Origin of the sequence: Rhodococcus sp. NPDC049939, assembly GCF_040656415.1 — a bacterium.
In the GTDB taxonomy this organism is placed as follows: Bacteria; Actinomycetota; Actinomycetes; order Mycobacteriales; family Mycobacteriaceae; genus Rhodococcus_F.
Map to the genome: position 1 here is coordinate 410,216 of NZ_JBFAMC010000001.1, position 16,194 is coordinate 426,409.

The following is a 16,194-nucleotide window of genomic DNA, read 5'->3' on the forward strand; positions in this document are numbered from 1 at the left end:
ATGCCCCCGAGGAAAAAGGCCGCGAAAGACACGGTCTCCGCACCGTCGACGATGAAGGAGCTGAAGGACACGCTGTGGAAGGCCGCGGACAAGCTGCGCGGTTCCATGGATGCCTCCCAGTACAAGGACGTGATCCTGGGCTTGGTGTTCCTCAAATACGTCTCCGACGCGTTCGACGAGCGCCGGGAGCAGATCCGTGCGGAACTGGTTGCGGAGGGAATGAACGAGGAGCAGATTTCATATCTGATCGATGATGAAGACGAGTATGTGGGCGGGACCGTCTTCTTCGTGCCGGAGAAGGCGCGGTGGTCGTATCTTGCGCAGAATGCGAGGGGCATCCAGGATGCTGTCGGGGTCGAGGGCCGCACGATCGGTGAGTTGGTCAACGCTGCGATGCGGGAGTTGATGCAGGCCAACTCGACTCTGGCGGGAACACTCCCGACGATCTTCAACAATCCGAGCGTAGATCAGCGTCGGCTCGGCGAACTGATCGACCTGCTGGGTGACACACGTTTCACGGGCGACGGTGCCACGAGAGCCCGCGATCTGCTTGGTGAGGTGTACGAGTACTTCCTCGAGAAGTTCGCCCGGGCCGAGGGCAAGAGGGGTGGCGAGTTCTATACGCCCGCCGGGGTGGTGCGGGTGCTAGTGGAGATGCTCGAGCCGTATGGCGGACGGGTATACGACCCGTGCTGCGGTTCCGGTGGCATGTTCGTGCAGACCGAGAAGTTCATCGAAGGCCACGGCGGCAATCCTACTGACGTATCCGTGTACGGGCAGGAGCTGAACGAACGCACGTGGCGGATGGCGAAGATGAACCTCGCGATCCACGGCATCACCGGCAATCTGGGGGACCGGTGGGAAGACACCTTCGCGCGGGACAACCACCCGGATCTGTTGGCCGACTACATCCTTGCCAATCCGCCATTCAACATCAAGGACTGGACCCGCAAGGAAGACGACAGCCGCTGGAAGTTCGGCGTTCCGCCTGCGGGCAATGCGAACTACGCGTGGATTCAGCACATTATCTCGAAGCTGTCCGCGCGCGGAAGCGCCGGTGTGGTCATGGCGAACGGGTCCATGTCGTCGAACTCCGGGGGTGAGGGCGAGATTCGCGGACGGTTGGTGGAGGCCGATCTGGTGTCGTGCATGATCGCCCTGCCGACACAGTTGTTCCGTAGCACGGGTATTCCGGTGTGCGTTTGGTTTTTCGCGAAGGACAAGGCTGTCGGCCCGAAGGGCGAGATCGACCGTCAGGGGCAGGTGCTATTCATCGACGCGCGCAACATGGGCCACATGATCGATCGCGCCGAGCGGGCGCTGAGCGACGACGACATCGCCAAGATCTCAAGCACGTTCCACGCCTGGCGCGGAACGGAATCCGCTTCCGGGTCTGTGTATGAGGATGAGCCGGGTTTCTGCTATTCGGCCACACTCGCGGAGATCAAGGAAGCCGACTACGCGCTCACACCGGGTCGCTACGTCGGCGCCGCGCCGATCGAGGACGACGGCGAACCGATCGCGGAGAAGTTGGAGCGGTTGACCGAGGAGCTCTTCGAGCAGTTCGATGAGTCGGCGCGGTTGCAGGCAGTCGTGCGTGAGCAGTTGGGGAGGGTTCTGTGACCGATTCAAGGGCGACCTTCTCTGAGCTCCTTGTGACGACAAAGGATGGTGACTGGGGCAAGAGTGAACCTACTGAAGGCCATGTCCCATACTTTGTTATCAGAGGAACAGATTTCCAGCCAGTCTCGACTGGCGAGTATTCTTCGGTTCCACTGCGCTACCTACCGGAACGGACGGTAGAGCGAAGGACGCTGAAAGCGAATGACATCCTCATCGAAACTGCAGGAGGGTCGAAAGATCGACCCACTGGCCGAACGATGCTGGTTACGGAAGCGACTCTCGCCGGATTCAACAATCCGGTGACGTGCGCGAGCTTTGCTCGAATGCTGCGCGTTAATCCGCGGAAAGCTGATCCTCGATTCGTGTACTGGTTCCTTCAGTACTTGTATGCATCAGGTCAAATCGAGCAGTTTCAGGTGCAGCATACGGGTGTCGCTCGATTTCAGTTCACCCAGTTCGCGTCGTCCCAACAGGTGCCTCTTCCTGAGTTCGTTGAACAGCGCGCCATCGCCGAGGTCCTCGGCGCCCTTGACGACAAGATCGCCGCGAACCGCAAGCTCGTGAGTTTGGCAGACGAGTTGGCCTTGACCTTGGTTCGGTCGCGGCTTTCTGCTTCTTCGACGGTGGCAGTCTCGGACGTTGCACTTGTGACAATGGGGCAGTCTCCGCCCGGTGAGTCGTTCAACGAAGATGGAGCCGGCGTGGTCTTCTATCAGGGAAACCGTGATTTCGGATTCCGATCTCCGACAAATCGTCTCTGGACGGTCGACCCGAAGCGTATGGCGAAGGCAGGCGACACATTGATGAGCGTTCGAGCGCCTGTTGGTGAATTAAATGTTGCTACGGAACCGATTTGTATTGGTCGTGGTCTAGCATCACTTCGTTCGGAGGTTGGCCGACCTTCGATCCTGTTTCACACATTGAAGGCGTCATCGCATCTGTGGGAGCCATTCGAGAGCGGTGGCACGGTATTCGGATCGATCAACGGGAAGGAACTGAAGAACCTGCAGATTCCGGTCTGCGAAGGCGACCTGGAAGAACTCGAAACGAGGCTTTCGGAGCTTGATTCCGTCGTTGACTCAGCTGAGGTTGAATCCCAAACCCTCGCCGTCACCCGCGACGCCCTGCTCCCGCGTCTGATGTCCGGCGAACTCCGCGTCCGCGACGCGGAGCGCCAGGTGGAGGGGGTGCTGTGATCAACGCGATCGGCAGAGACGACAGTCAGGTTGCCGAGTTTCACTAGACAGTAGGCGAGTAGGCCAGTAGTGCCCGACTCGGTGATTGCACCGTGCAAGTCATCGCCGGCCGGAACATCCGGGACCAACCGCCCCCTCTGCTCAAGCCGTATCCAACGTCGATCACCGCTGTCGTCAACGAAGCGGTCAACGCCGACGCCCCATCGGTTGGTATCGATGGGGCGTCGGCTCACATGTGAGCTGGCGGTATCGATCTCAAATCAGATAGCGAATGCCTGCCGCGACGGCGTAGTGCGGTGAGGCGTTGAGGTCACAGGCGTTCGGGGAAGTAGGGCCCCAGGTCTCGTGCCACCTTCAGCGCCAGCGGGCACGCCTGCTCGGTGGTGCCGACGACCACCTGCTTGTGGCCAACCATGATCTCGAGGACGGCGGTGTCGAAGTCGACTGATGCTACACATGCCAATCCGCCGGGGAAGTCGTGCAGGAGGGTGCGGTGCCCGGCGATCTGCGTATCCTCCATCAGGGTTAGGCGCGTGTCGTTCTCGGTTTCAGACAAGAGTCTTCCGTTGGACGACACCACCACCGAGAAATACGGATCGTATGAGAAGTAGGAGCACGCCCACCTCTGAAACGGGATCTCCCGATCCTCGAACTTCACTGGCTCGGTGTCGTCGATTCCAGAGGCGGCCAGGGCGTCGGGCCCGAATCCGTCGCAGGGGTGAAACGTCAACTGGGAAACTGGCTCGGCGGCCGGCTCGCCTACACTGGCACCGCCGCACCCAGCCAGCAGCGACACCACTGCAATGGTGGACACTCCGAACGCCCCCATGCGCATGCGCCGTGCCCTCACAGGTCGTCTCCGATCTGGCCGAGTGAGCTGGCGGTGATACCTTCTTGTTCTTCGTAGGCTCGCAGCACGGCCTCGAAGGTTGCCTTCATGTCCGACGCGTAGTCGGCGTGGGACATGAGCAGTCCGACTGCGGAGCTCTCGTAGGCGATCTTGCCGCCGCCGATCGCCTTGTCGTTGAATTTCTGGGTTAGCAGCTTTGCCGATTCCAACTCGTGCTCGCCGATCCCCAGGGACTCGATCCACAGGTCTGTCCTGGCTCGCTCAGCGATCCGGCGCATCTCATCAGCGTGGTCCTGGCACATCTTGATGCACCGACGTAGTCCTTCGGGGTCGACGCGCAGATGTCCCTCGCTCACGGCGGCTTCGGTGATCTGCTTCCACGCCGCGTTTTGCGGGATGGGGTTCTGGTCAGGTTCGGGGTCCGGGTGTGGAATCTGTGGGTCGGTCATGAATGTGCCTCTTCTGTGTTTTCGTTCGCTGCCAACGGTGTTCGGTCGCTCGCGCTATCTGCGGATCTACTCGACGACCATCGTGGCTAGCTCGCCGTGAGTGGTTTGTCTGGCATCACACGAGCCATGATTTCGGGGTCGGGTACTCGTCGTAGTCGTCGGGCCAGTTGGTGGGGCCGACGCTCGAAACCGTCTTCGGCTCAGGTGGTTGAGGCGCTGGGGCCCATGGCCATGTGAAGTACGGCGAGTCCTTCAGTTCTGCGACTTCCGGGGGAACAGGCCGGGCGCGCTGTTCGATCTCGCGCCAAGTGCATTCACCGCTGTCGACGCGGGCGGCGTACGCCCTCAGCTCGGGTGAAGAATTCGGCATGGAGGCCAACTCGAACATCAGTCCTTCGGTGACCGGGGTCGGTTCGTTGACAAGGTCGGCGATCACCGTGCGTTCAGTACGGATGCGAACGGTTTCGAGGCGGTCGGCGGCGTCTGAGAGCTTGCGGAATGCCGTTTCCACCGAGGGATCAAGATCCCGTTCCTTCATTTATTCCCCCTGGCAGGATCACTTAACTGATGTGCAGCAACGTTGAGGCGATGAGAGATCGTTGCTCGCGTCGCCGCGATGGTTGATTGCGCATAGTAGCGGGGGTTACCTGTCCGCTATGACCTCGCTGGACCAAGAGTGAGAGGCACCCTCGCGCACGGTACCCTCCCCCGGTGGTGCGATTCCTAGGACTCTTGAAGAAATATGGTGTGCTGAAACCTCTGAGGGATATCGCCCTGGCGGTGGCCGCGCTTGCTGCGCTAATGGCCGTCGTAATGTGGGTCGGTAATCCATACACCGATGACGCGCAGACCACGGCCGGTGCAGCTTCGTCGTGGGCCCCTCCGGCCAGTCCAGACGCGGGCACCACCACGGTCGCGCCGTTACCGCCGGGCTTTCCTTCGATGGAGTTCCCGCCGCCGATGGTCGAGGCGCCCGAGGGACAACCTCAACCGGTACCCACTAAGTTCGGACTTACCTACACCGTCCCGGGAACGGAGGGTTGGCGCCCGAGCAACATGGCGGTGATGGGTTGGAGCGACGACGACGGATTTATTGCCGGATACGGCGCCGTGAGCGACTACGGCTACCGCTACTGTCCGGAGTTCAAGAGTTCTCGACTAGCAATCAGCGGTGCCACTGGACGAAATGGTGTGGATATTGACACAGCCGCTCGCGATGCAGTCGGAGAGGTACGGCGAATATTCTCGAACGGTTCGAAGATTGATATTCGGGGTCCATTCACCTTTCAGGTATCCGGACAGCCCGCGGTGCGCTACACCGCAGCTGTCACAGACATCCCCCAAGACCGTTCCTGCGATCCGACCCGGGCTGGATTCGACATCGTCGCCACTCCGGCCTATGCAACTGCGGAGGTGATGGTCTTCATGATCGAACATCATGTGGGTCTTCAAGGTTCACTATCGGATAAAGACATAGACGCGATTGTCATGTCATTGGAAAAGACCGAAGAGTAGGCAGGGACATGACGACGGGTGAACTCTTCTACGCGGAGCCCAACCAGATCGCTGGTCTCGCCAAGTTGTTCGACGACATCGGCACGGACAGTCAACGGATCTCCGACTTTGTTGGCAAGAACGGACCCCCGAGTGCGGACTTCTCGGGGGCGATCATCAACTCCTTGCTGACTCCATTTCGCGAGCTTTCCGATTTCACCATCAGACGCATGGATGACATCGCAAAGCAGAACGTCGACACCGGTGTCGAACTGAACAAGATCGCCTGGATGTATCACGACCAGGAAAAACGAAACTATGAGGCGCTCAATGCTCACACCCAATACATAGGTGACGAGTACGTCGTGTACGGACCCACTGTCGAGATGCCCGGGATCACCGAGACTTACGGTGCTGTGGCCGACTACCCCAGGTTGGAGGAAGTCAATCTTGATGATCCAGTGGCCAACAAGGAGGATGTCGGAGCGATCGTCACCGAGGCGGCCGGATGGCTCGGTGAGTTTAACGAATCCATCAAGAACGTCACCCGGATCGCGGGAAGGGAATGGGATCCGCTCGAACATGTGTTGTCCCCGATCAGTGGAAACTGGAGCGAACTGAAGCGAATCGGTGGGGCGTACAAGATTGCCGGAGAAGCGTTCGAAGCGTCCGGGAAGAACATCGATGCCGGCCTCAGCCGCGTTGATGAGTACTGGGATGGTAAGGCGGCGTGGGCGTTCGCCGACTACGCGCGCCTACAGATTGCGGCGATGAAGTGGGAAGGTCCCGTCGGTCGTACCCTCTCCCTTGGGCTCGAGATAGTCGCTGACACGATCAGGGACTCGGTGAAGACAGCGGTCGAAAAGCTGGCCGAATTGCTCGAGGCCGAGGTGAGCTTCGACGGCATCGCCGGCAAGCTCAAGTTCTTGGTGAAGAAGGTGCCGGTGATCGGTACTTCCGTGCAGGTCGCGTCGATCGCGCACACCATCTACACGGTGGCAGATTTGGTCATGACTCTGGTGGGTGAGATCGAGGAGTTGACCAGCCGGTTGAAGGAATACCTGGAGTTCCTGTCCGACCCTGCCGGGAAGGCGATCGAGAAGTTGGAAGAGAAGCTCTCACCGATCACCAGTCGGGTCGAAGACGCCACCAGGAAAATGGCCATTGGCGAGGATTTGGTTGCGGTCGCGCAAATCGACGACACGTTGAACCGGCCGAAGCAAAGTTTCGAGGTCGGGGAGGGCACTCAACCGTGGGAAGACGCTTGAACGAGAACGGTCGGTGGATTCTGTCATAATCCTATTCCGGCGACCCGCACCGACACCCACTTCGGCATGCTAGGAGCACTTTGAACTTCATCCGCCCATATCTCCGAGTCATCGCAGGCTTCTTCGCCGCGGTGTTTACCTGGATGGCGATCGACAGCTTGTTCAAGCTCGAGATCAGTAATGCCGTAATCGGGCTTCTGTTCGGTGTCGGGCTGTGGTATCTGGCTGTCGGCAAGCCGATTCGGGATCATTTCGCGCGCATCAAGGCTCAGAAGGATGCCCTCGCTGCCCGGGCGCAGGCCGGTCACGAGGCCTTCCTGGCGGGCGATGCGACTGCAGCCCTTGCAATGCCGCCGGAGCCACCGGCAAAGAAGCCGGTCCGGAAGGGTGTCGTAGCTGCCTCCATCATCGCCGCCGCGCTGGTTCTGTTGGGCATCCTCGGCGACACCAGCGGTGAGACCGACGATTCGTCATCTGAATCGCCTTCCAGCACAGCGGCAACTCCGGAGCCGACAGCTGCGCCGGAGCCCACGGGCCAGCCCGAGGCAATGCCCACTGCCGCCGCTCCGATTTCGAGCACCCCACAGTCAGTGGTCCCGTCGACAGCCTCCGCCTCTGCATCGACGCCGCGGTCGTTGGCTTTCATGCCGAACGTCATGTGCATGGATCTGCAGTCTGCTCAGGACACGATTCAGGAAGCTGGCGTCTTCTTCTCCCGTAGCAATGACGCAACGGGCAAGGGGCGTATGCAGATATCTGATCGCAACTGGGTGGTCGTCGACCAGAGTCCGGCACCGGGTGCTCCGATCGACGAAGGCGACGCCCTGCTGTCTGTCGTCAAGTCCGGAGAGCCCGGCGACTGCTCGTAGCCCTGCATCGAGTGCCTCGAGGATCGGAGACAGCCTGAATGACTACGCCCACCGAGAAGCTTGACGGATTGCTACTGAAGGCTCGTGCGGCAGCGGAGAAGCTGGCCTATGAGCTCGAGATTGCGCTCGAACTTGTCCGCGATGAAGAATCCCTCGAGGTCGATCTCGAGCAGCTCGTCAAGGACTGGAACCGCGCCCGAACCGTACTGGCAATGGCGGTGTTCGGGCAGTCGACTCTCCCAGACGGCGGCTTGAATGCCTGTGAGACAGCGATCGCCAACCGCCGGCGAGTCACCGAACTCGAAGCCGAGATCGTACGTGTGCGGAAGGAAATTGGTTACCTGGAACAGTCGCCGGGTGGTCTCGCCGACGAACTCTCTGACGTGCTCGCAGGCAAGCGTAATCAGATTGCAGAACTCGAGTCCGAACTGGCTGCCATCAAGCCGGCGCAACCGCCTTCTCCGGTACGTGCTCCTGAGCCTGCACCTGCACCCAAACGCGCATCCACATCGACTGCGCCTGCGGAACCGCTTCCTGATCTCATACGTTCTTCGGAGCCTGGGCCGAAACGCTGCGGCGTATGCCTCGAGATCAAGAAGCTGTCGAGGGTTGGTGGCGGGTGGCGGTGCCCCAAGTGCGGCCACCTCGAGCAGGAGATCGCTTCGGCTCGAAAGGCTCTCAATGCACTCGGGGCTAAGCCCCTCGGTCAGCCTGGCCGAAGCGACCTACCCGGAACCGCACGAATTCGGGAGGAGGGCGAGCAAGCTATGGCGGACCTCGAATCCCGCCGTAGACGTCCGCCAGTTGCTGCATCCAAGCCCGCACGCCGTCCAGCCCCGGGGAGGGTCAACACGGATGACCCCACGGTGCACGATCTCAGGCAACGCTGGAACTCACGGTCCTGAGTGATCCCTTCCAACAACGAAGTGCGGCATGGGATGGACCATCCCGAGGACCTCGCCGACGAGGCTATATGCAAGAGGTTGAATCGACCAGAACCCAGCTCTTTTCGGGGTAGTCGCGTTCCGCCAGTGCCGAGAACACCTCGACGAGCTCGCTCTTGTCGACGGGATTGAAGAAACCGCTGAAGATGAGCTGTGCGACGGTGTTCATACGCTCGAGCGGCAGCGCGATCTGGAACTTCTCTGCAACGTGGAGGGCCGCAAGGATCACCTCGTACGGCTCACCACACGCGAGGGCGTTGCGAATCAGACGTGTGTATTTCGAAGGCGTCGAATCCACGTCCTCGCAGATAGCCCTCGCCGCGGGAATCACGAGATTTCGTGGATAGTCGTCAGGAAACTCGTTGAACACGACGTCGTCTCCGGCGAAAGGGTATGCGGTGATGGTGCGTGAGTGCTTGCCCTTACGTTGTCGCCTGATCACACACAGCCAGACGTCGTCGAACTCTCCTTCGTAGAACACCGTCGAACCGATGACGGTGCGAGTGCGCGGTTCGAGCGTGACCTTTCTGAGCCGCTCCATCACCGTTTCTCTCGACCAGTTTGGCGGGAACTCGGACTTGCCGGGAAGTCCCACGCCGGAACCGTGTCCGCCTGCTGGAGGTCTGTGCATTGTCGCGACGAAGTCGCGAGTAAGGTCGGCTGCGGACGAGCTCGGCACCGGTGTATAGTCCTCGACCCAGTCCACGACCCCGTTGCGCCGCAGCCACTCCTGCGGCCCCAGCACGTGGATTTCGTCTGCGAACAGACTCACTACCGGAAGCGGGTGCGCGTACGACGGGACGCCGAAACCCTCGCACAGCTGCCTGATGCCCTCCCGTGGAACCGTCACACGCAGTTCAGGTTCGGAGAGGAACGACAGGCTGTCGGGCGTATACGAAGAGAATTCGAATCCAGACTCGCCAAAATGGATGGACATTTTGTAGCCGGCAGCGTCGACCCCGATCGACCGGTATACCGAGCCGCACGCCACTTCGGATTCAGGAATGAAGGCGCCTAACGTTTGGTACTGGTTTTTCAACGGTTGTGGTCCACTCGTTTGCCCGGCCTGCCACAGCATCAGGTCTAGGAACACTTCCCGTACCAGGCGTCGATCGTCTGCGCCAAGTCCGCGGGCGAGGATCTCGGCAGCGACCACGCTTGTGCGTGAGCTACGGAGATCGTCCGACCGCAGAGCATCGTGCGCGTCACACCAGCCGTCGACGGTGCTGCCTGCAAGGTCGACAACGGCTTGGATGACCCGGACCTGCTCGGGAGTGCGGAAGTTGTTCCGGCCGAGCGGCTTCACGCACACCCGCTCCCCGGGAATCAATCTCCACCCGGTGTATGGTCCGATGCTCTCCGTAGTGCGCGAATCGGTGAAGGTGAGCGGTCTCCGCGAGTACTGGTATTCGTCGGAACTGACGAAGCGGTTCCACAGATCGTGGGCGCTTGCTGGTGGATCGTCTAGCAGACCCGAGTGATGGTCGAGCGTGTCGAGTAGTTGGTCCAATACCTCGCGTACCGGCACTTCGCGATAGATCCGTGGATCCTCCCCGTCATGCCAGTAGTCGGCACTGTCCACGTGGAAGACCATCTCCGGATCGGGCGAGGCTACGAGGGCGTCGTCGTCAATCGCGGTGATTTCTGTTCGGGCAGGTGCCGGATCCGCCAGATGCTGCCATATCAGGCAGGCGTCGCCGTAGTTGAACGGGGATGCTGCCTTCGATACCGCGGTGGCCCTCCTCGGGGACATCGATGGTGGCAACACCGAGCCGCCCACCGGCAGAGCGGGATTCAGGGTATGGACGATGTTGCGGCGTGGATGAGTTGCATATCGGAGTGTCGAAATGCGTTCCGCGAAGTATTCGGTCATTGAGCTCCTTTCGAAATGGGATGATCGGGTGGGCGCGAGCACCCCCCAGCGCCCGCGCCCACCCGATCTGGTCTCTATTTGAGAGCGACGCGCGTGCCACCCGAGAACATGGAGTCGTGCAGTTCGATTTCGGCCGGCTCGGCGTCAACCGGCATGTCGTAGACGACCTTCATCGTCACCGCGTTGCCGGGGTTCACCTCGTCCCAGATCGACACGTCCGTGTCGAGGCCAATGCCGGCCGACGTGTCGGAAGTGAACTTGCGGCCCTGCGTGTCGTACATCTCCTGGTTGCTGGGGCTCAGGCCCTTCGGCTCGCTGGAGATGTTCCGCACCGTCATGGTCACGACCACGAACTGGCCCTGCGCTTCGGACATGAGGTACGGATTGTCGCCGATGGAGCTGAGTCCGGTTTCGACGCCGGTGACCACGAACTCGAACTTGCCGTCCCGTACCGGAGCGCCGAGCCCCGGCAAGACCTCTTCCGGTGCCGGGGCGACCGGGGCGGGTTCGACAACTGCGGGAGCGGCCGCGTCGACAGCGGCGACGTCGGCAGGGGCGATATCGACGGGGGCGACATCGGCAGAGGCCGCCGCGTCCGTCGTCTTCTCGTCTTCCTCGCCACCGCCGGCGGCCGCGCCGATGACCACGAACGCCGCGATCGCACCGGCGATCCAGGGCCACTTCTTGGACTTCTTCGCCGGCGGCTGGGCGGGCGGGTACGGCTGGGGCTGGTACGGCTGGGACTGGTACGGCTGGGACTGGTAAGGCTGCTGGGGCATCGTCATTGCTGGGTCCCTTCGGATGGAAACGGATTGGGTCGATGGAAATTGGATGGGATGGTTCATTCGCCGATCGAGAGCGTCAGCCCCTCCGGCCTCGTGGAACTTGCTTCCGTGGGGCACGTCGGTGACGGCGAAGCTGGATGCAATAGCCGGAACCTCCGGTGCTTTCCCGATTCGGTCGATGTGATGGACATATCGTGCAAACACGACACGAGAGCTCTCAAGTGCATCTCTGATAACGGGGGTTATCAGAGATCCAGACCTATCGGCACGATCCGGCTATCGCTAGCCGGTACTCTGTGCCCCGTTGTGTTGTTGAGAGGGAGGGCATGGCAGTGATAGAGAGCCGCGGGTTGAGCGAGAACGATTGGGAGCAGATGGCGCTCGACGTCCTCGGCGAACTGGGGTGGATCCACCTCAACGGGACGGAGATCGCGCCCGGTACAGGTGAACGAGCCTCGCTGGACGAGCTGCTGATCGTGCCGCGCCTGAGGAAGGCGATCGCGCGGTTCAACCCGAACCTCCCCGAGCACGTCCTGGACGAGGCGGTGGCGGCGATCGAGTCGGCCGGGTCCACCGACGCCATCGCCGAGAACGAGGTGATCCACGGATTCCTCACCGAAGGCCTGCGGAAGATCTCCTACGTCGATGAAACAGGTGAGGAGGTAACTCCCACCGTTCGCCTGGTCTCGCCCGACCCGGACGAAAACGACTGGCTCGCCGTCAACCAGGTGACCATCGTAAAAGGTGATCACCGGAGGCGATTCGACATCGTCTTGTACATGAACGGAATGCCGGTCAGCATCGTCGAGCTCAAGAAGGCCGGCTCGGAGAACGCGGGACTGGACCAGGCGTACGCACAGCTTCGCACCTATCTGAAGGAGTTCCCGCTCGCGTTCCGATTCGCAGTCTTCAACCTGATCTCGGACGGAATCAGTGCTCGGTACGGGACGCCGTTCACACCGTTCAATCATTTCTCGCCGTGGAACGTCGACGACTACGGCGAGCCGGTCACCACTGACACCCTGGACGGTGCGACCCCGCTCGATACGGCGCTGTTCGGGTTGTTCAATCAGGAACGCTTCCTTCAGCTTCTGCGCAACTTCACGGCATTCGACCACGACGAGAACGGCCTGCTCAAGCGAATCGCCAAGCCGCACCAGTACTTCGCCGTCACCAAGGCCGTCGGTACCACGGTGCAAGCCGTCGGCAGTAGCGGCAAGGCTGGGGTCGTGTGGCATACGCAGGGTTCGGGCAAGTCCATGGAGATGGAGCTGTACGCGAACCAGGTCATTCGGCACCCGCAGCTGGCCAACCCGACGATCGTGGTCATCACCGACCGCAACGAGCTCGACGGACAGCTCTACGAGACGTTCCTGCGGTCACGGTTGCTTCCGGAGCGGCCCAAGCAGATTCGGAAGCGAGAGGAGTTGAGGCAGGAGCTGTCCGGGCGCACCACCGGCGGCATCTACTTCACGACCCTGCAGAAGTTCGGGCGAACCATTGACGAACGGTACTCGGGAGCCAGCCACCCGTTGCTCACCGAGCGCCGCAACGTCATCGTGTTGGTCGACGAGGCGCACCGCAGCCACTACGACAACCTCGACGGCTACGCACGCCACCTGCGCGATGCACTACCGCACGCCACCCTGATCGCCTTCACCGGCACACCGATCTCGTTCGAGGACCGCAACACCCGGGACGTCTTCGGTGACTACATCGACATCTACGACCTGACCCGTGCGGTCGAGGACGGTGCCACCGTGCCCGTTTACTTCGAGAGTCGACTCGTGAAGGTGTCTTTCGGCGAAGATGTTTCGGAGGAAGACGTTGACGCGTCGGCGGACGAGGCGACGCTCGGGCTAGATGACACCGAGCGCGACCGCATCGAGAAGAGCGTCGCGGTCATCAACGGAGTATATGGTGCGCCGACGAGGTTGAAGAAACTCGCTGCGGACTTGGTCGAGCACTGGGAGTCCAGGCGCGCCGCCATGACTCCGTTCGTCAACTCGGAGCAGAACCCGAGCGCCGCGGGTAAGGCGATGATAGTCGGCGCGACACGGGAGATCTGCGCCAACCTGTACCGCGAGATCGTGGCGCTGCGCCCCGACTGGCACACCGACGACCTGTCGACAGGCAGGATCAAGGTCGTCTACTCCGGCAGCCCCAGCGATGCGCCGCCGATCATCGACCATGTTCGACGCGACTCCGAGAACGCTGCAATCAAGAAGCGCCTCAAGGACATCGACGACGAACTCGAGCTCGTCATCGTCAAGGACATGATGCTCACCGGCTTCGACTCCCCGCCGCTGCACACGATGTATCTTGACCGGCCCCTCAAGGGAGCGCTGCTGATGCAGGCGCTCGCTCGGGTCAACCGGACGTTCCGCGGGAAAGAGGACGGACTCCTCGTCGCCCACGCACCGGTCGCCGACAACCTCGCACAGGCGCTCGCCGAGTACACCGATGCCGACCGGAAGAACAAGCCGATCGGACGCGACATCGACTCCGCGGTCGATACCGCCAAGGATCTGATACGGGTCATCGAGAACATGCTGCACGGATTCGACTGGCGCGCGCAGTTGCAAAAGCGCGGTCCCCGAGCCTACTTCGATGCCGCCAATGCGACCGTCAACTACCTGCGTGATCCCCGACACCCGGAGAACCAGGTGGAAGAGGGGCAGGACACTCTCGCGGTCCGTTATCGCAAGTTCGCGTCGCAGCTGTCACGGGTGTGGGCGATCTGCGGCAGCCACGAGGCGCTGCGGGAGCAGGCGCCGGTCGCGACGTTTTTCGAGGAAGTCCGCGTGTACATGGCGAAGTGGGACGCCGAGGAACGCTACGCGCGAGGTCAGGCTGTCCCGGAGGACGTCCAGCGTGCGCTGCGCCAGTTGATGGCGGCGTCCGTCGAGTCCGATGAGGTGCTCGACATCTATGACGCGGCAGGCATGCCGAAGCCGTCGCTGAAGGACATAAACGTCGACTTCATCCGCAAGGCACAGGAAGCGAAGAACCCGAATCTTGCGATCGAGGCACTGCAGAAGCTGATTACCGACGAGTCCCGAAAGGCGGCGAAACACAACGTCGTCCGACAGCGTGCGTTCTCGGAGAAGTTGCAGGCCTTGATGACGAAATACACCAACAGCCAACTCACCTCTGCCGAGGTGATTGCAGCGTTGGTCGAGATGGCGAAAGAGGTTGCAGCCGAGTCGGATCGGGGGAGCCACTTTACGCCACCGCTGGACGAGAACGAACTCGCGTTCTACGACGCGGTTGCGCAGAACGAGTCGGCGGTCGAGGAGCAGGGCGAGGGCAAGCTCGCGGACATTGCACGCGATCTCGTCGCAGTGATGCGACGCGACGCCTCGACCGACTGGACCGTTCGTGAGGACGTCAAGGCTCGGCTGCGATCAAAGATCAAGCGGTTGCTCACCCTGCACGGCTACCCGCCGGACCGCCAGCCGGCGGCCATCAAGCTGGTCATCGAGCAAATGGAGGTCATCGCGCCGACCATGGCCGCCTGACCCGGCGAACCGGCTGCACACGCTCGATCTCGAGGACCGAGCCTGATGCGGACGGACACCGCTGATCGGTCATGGCGCATCCAAAGCGCGCTACTCGCCGCTCCCCACGGTTCCACCCGGATGAAGGCGGGCATCCAACGCCGCATTCGAGCGGCCCCGATACCGCCTCCGGGAGTGTGTTTTCACCGGAGTCGGGGTGCTGCGTGCGTCATAGTGGACAACGAACCGAGCAAGCCCGCCGGCGGTGGACCTCGCGGGCCACGGTCGGCTGCATCGGGTTGTGCACTGGACATTGGGTCAGATGCAGATCGGAAGCACTAGCGATCCCAGCGGGATGACGAGGCACAGCCCTACCGAACCCTGTACGGGAGTCACGGCCTCCGACACCGCCGGTGCGACTGGCGCCGCCGGAGCCGCAATCGCTGCCGGCGCGGCGAACGCACCCAGCGAGAGCGAAACCGCAACAGCGGCGAGTGCTGTGGAAATTCGGCGTGTCATGATACGAACCTTCCTTCTGAAAATATGCGCAAAACGCACAATTCCATCGTCACCAGATGAGCGCTGCGTCACAAGGCCGACGAACGAACAGTTGTGTCACGGCCTGGGACAAACGCGAGGTTCCATATGCCGAGGGCGCCACATTCCGCACGCCGACTACTCGCGCCACCGAGGTCTGCGCACTACGATCACAGGCCCGGACAACCCCGCGCCGACCGACACTGCGGATGCTCCGCACCTGGCGGTCGATCACGTGACTCGACTCGGTGTCGGCCGGCAGCACCTCCGGGGTCCCAAGGCAAGCACCTTCGGGTTCCTCGGCAGGGCCTTGCGCACGTGGAGCGCCGCACTCTGGTTCTCCGGCTGGAAGCCGGGGGCCAAGGCGATTACTGCGCTGTTGGAAGACGAACGGGGTACCCACGCCCAGCGGCGGCCCACGTGTAACTACTCCACGGTGCACGGCGTTCTGGTGGGTCAGGAGGTGGTGTGAGACTGCGCAGCTAGTACACGGGCGACCCCGCCGACATGGTGTTCGCCGGACAGTCGCCACCACACCTGCGATAAGAATTTCGACGCCGGACCACCTGCGCCGCTTGCTGATTACGGATCATGCTCCGACCGCCTCCGTGAGCGTCGGTCATCCCACCGTGGCGCCGCAACCCAGCCGATTTACCAACTGCTCATGAGCTCGAGACGCGATCATTGGCGTGCAGATCGAGCTGCCGAACCCCGGAATTGAGCGCTTCCTCGGGCGATCAAGCCGTTGAAGGTACTCATGTTTCGAACGTCTGCTTCGTCCAGCGCGGATTGCGGTGAAGGGCACT

Annotated in this window: 14 protein-coding genes; 8 read left to right on the forward strand and 6 right to left on the reverse strand. The window is 61.7% G+C overall.

Translation table 11 applies throughout. The annotated features are described in order from the left end of the window. Together AB0I57_RS01725 and AB0I57_RS01730 are read left to right on the forward strand one after the other, a co-directional pair. Positions 1-1,623 carry a class I SAM-dependent DNA methyltransferase gene (locus tag AB0I57_RS01725; protein WP_358328945.1) on the forward strand — a complete coding sequence of 541 codons (1,623 nt, stop codon included), beginning with the start codon at positions 1-3 and terminating at the stop codon, positions 1,621-1,623. Continuing rightward, positions 1,620-2,819, forward strand: a complete 1,200-nt coding sequence (locus tag AB0I57_RS01730) for a restriction endonuclease subunit S (protein ID WP_358328948.1) — start codon at positions 1,620-1,622, stop codon at positions 2,817-2,819. The genes AB0I57_RS01725 and AB0I57_RS01730 overlap by 4 nt, the downstream gene beginning before the upstream one ends. A gap of 310 nt (positions 2,820-3,129) precedes the next feature. On the opposite strand, the gene AB0I57_RS01735 is transcribed toward AB0I57_RS01730, so the two are convergent. The 3 genes from AB0I57_RS01735 to AB0I57_RS01745 all read right to left on the reverse strand — a co-directional run bounded on the left by AB0I57_RS01735 (position 3,130) and on the right by AB0I57_RS01745 (position 4,656). Continuing rightward, the gene (locus tag AB0I57_RS01735) at positions 3,130-3,633 is read right to left on the reverse strand and encodes a DUF3558 domain-containing protein (RefSeq protein WP_358328951.1); all 504 of its coding nucleotides are present in this window, start codon (positions 3,631-3,633) and stop codon (positions 3,130-3,132) included. Positions 3,634-3,665: 32 nt separating this feature from the next. Then, complete coding sequence (locus AB0I57_RS01740) at positions 3,666-4,118, reverse strand: hypothetical protein (protein WP_358328954.1); 453 nt, start codon at positions 4,116-4,118, stop codon at positions 3,666-3,668. Positions 4,119-4,233: 115 nt separating this feature from the next. Continuing rightward, complete coding sequence (locus AB0I57_RS01745) at positions 4,234-4,656, reverse strand: hypothetical protein (protein ID WP_358328957.1); 423 nt, start codon at positions 4,654-4,656, stop codon at positions 4,234-4,236. A 173-nt stretch (positions 4,657-4,829) separates the two neighbouring features. On the opposite strand from AB0I57_RS01745, the gene AB0I57_RS01750 reads away from it, so the two are divergent. From AB0I57_RS01750 to AB0I57_RS01765, 4 genes are all read left to right on the forward strand, one after another. Next, positions 4,830-5,633, forward strand: coding sequence for a hypothetical protein (locus AB0I57_RS01750; RefSeq protein ID WP_358328960.1), 804 nt, complete (start codon positions 4,830-4,832; stop codon positions 5,631-5,633). An 8-nt stretch (positions 5,634-5,641) separates the two neighbouring features. Further along, positions 5,642-6,880 (forward strand): hypothetical protein, encoded by a 1,239-nt coding sequence (locus AB0I57_RS01755; protein WP_358328963.1) that lies wholly within the window; start codon positions 5,642-5,644, stop codon positions 6,878-6,880. Between the two features lie 80 nt (positions 6,881-6,960). Further along, positions 6,961-7,749: a hypothetical protein gene (locus AB0I57_RS01760; RefSeq protein ID WP_358328965.1), complete on the forward strand. Its 789-nt coding sequence runs from the start codon at positions 6,961-6,963 to the stop codon at positions 7,747-7,749. Positions 7,750-7,787: 38 nt separating this feature from the next. Next, positions 7,788-8,654, forward strand: a complete 867-nt coding sequence (locus tag AB0I57_RS01765) for a hypothetical protein (protein ID WP_358328967.1) — start codon at positions 7,788-7,790, stop codon at positions 8,652-8,654. Between the two features lie 64 nt (positions 8,655-8,718). Here AB0I57_RS01765 and AB0I57_RS01770 read toward each other — a convergent pair whose 3' ends face one another. Together AB0I57_RS01770 and AB0I57_RS01775 are read right to left on the reverse strand one after the other, a co-directional pair. Beyond that, positions 8,719-10,566 (reverse strand): hypothetical protein, encoded by a 1,848-nt coding sequence (locus AB0I57_RS01770; protein ID WP_358328970.1) that lies wholly within the window; start codon positions 10,564-10,566, stop codon positions 8,719-8,721. Positions 10,567-10,640: 74 nt separating this feature from the next. Further along, positions 10,641-11,351, reverse strand: a complete 711-nt coding sequence (locus AB0I57_RS01775) for a DUF4352 domain-containing protein (RefSeq protein WP_358328973.1) — start codon at positions 11,349-11,351, stop codon at positions 10,641-10,643. A gap of 326 nt (positions 11,352-11,677) precedes the next feature. Here AB0I57_RS01775 and AB0I57_RS01780 point away from each other — a divergent pair, with 326 nt between their 5' ends. After that, on the forward strand, positions 11,678-14,872 hold the full coding sequence (locus AB0I57_RS01780) for a type I restriction endonuclease subunit R (protein ID WP_358328976.1): 3,195 nt from the start codon (positions 11,678-11,680) through the stop codon (positions 14,870-14,872). Between the two features lie 297 nt (positions 14,873-15,169). Here the strand turns inward: AB0I57_RS01780 and AB0I57_RS01785 are convergent, their stop codons facing one another. After that, the gene (locus AB0I57_RS01785; protein ID WP_358328978.1) at positions 15,170-15,370 is read right to left on the reverse strand and encodes a hypothetical protein; all 201 of its coding nucleotides are present in this window, start codon (positions 15,368-15,370) and stop codon (positions 15,170-15,172) included. Between the two features lie 253 nt (positions 15,371-15,623). Between AB0I57_RS01785 and AB0I57_RS01790 the strand changes: the two genes are divergently transcribed. After that, the gene (locus AB0I57_RS01790; protein ID WP_358328980.1) at positions 15,624-15,860 is read left to right on the forward strand and encodes a hypothetical protein; all 237 of its coding nucleotides are present in this window, start codon (positions 15,624-15,626) and stop codon (positions 15,858-15,860) included. The last annotated feature ends 334 nt before the right edge of the window (positions 15,861-16,194 follow it).

Excerpts from the sequence above, each read along its gene's own strand:
- AB0I57_RS01725 (WP_358328945.1), top strand. The coding sequence starts at position 1 with ATGCCCCCGAGGAAAAAGGCCGCGAAAGACACGGTCTCCGCACCGTCG.
- AB0I57_RS01740 (WP_358328954.1), bottom strand. The coding sequence starts at position 4,118 with ATGACCGACCCACAGATTCCACACCCGGACCCCGAACCTGACCAGAAC.
- AB0I57_RS01745 (WP_358328957.1), bottom strand. The coding sequence starts at position 4,656 with ATGAAGGAACGGGATCTTGATCCCTCGGTGGAAACGGCATTCCGCAAG.
- AB0I57_RS01755 (WP_358328963.1), top strand. The coding sequence starts at position 5,642 with ATGACGACGGGTGAACTCTTCTACGCGGAGCCCAACCAGATCGCTGGT.
- AB0I57_RS01765 (WP_358328967.1), top strand. The coding sequence starts at position 7,788 with ATGACTACGCCCACCGAGAAGCTTGACGGATTGCTACTGAAGGCTCGT.
- AB0I57_RS01770 (WP_358328970.1), bottom strand. The coding sequence starts at position 10,566 with ATGACCGAATACTTCGCGGAACGCATTTCGACACTCCGATATGCAACT.
- AB0I57_RS01775 (WP_358328973.1), bottom strand. The coding sequence starts at position 11,351 with ATGACGATGCCCCAGCAGCCTTACCAGTCCCAGCCGTACCAGTCCCAG.
- AB0I57_RS01780 (WP_358328976.1), top strand. The coding sequence starts at position 11,678 with ATGGCAGTGATAGAGAGCCGCGGGTTGAGCGAGAACGATTGGGAGCAG.
- AB0I57_RS01785 (WP_358328978.1), bottom strand. The coding sequence starts at position 15,370 with ATGACACGCCGAATTTCCACAGCACTCGCCGCTGTTGCGGTTTCGCTC.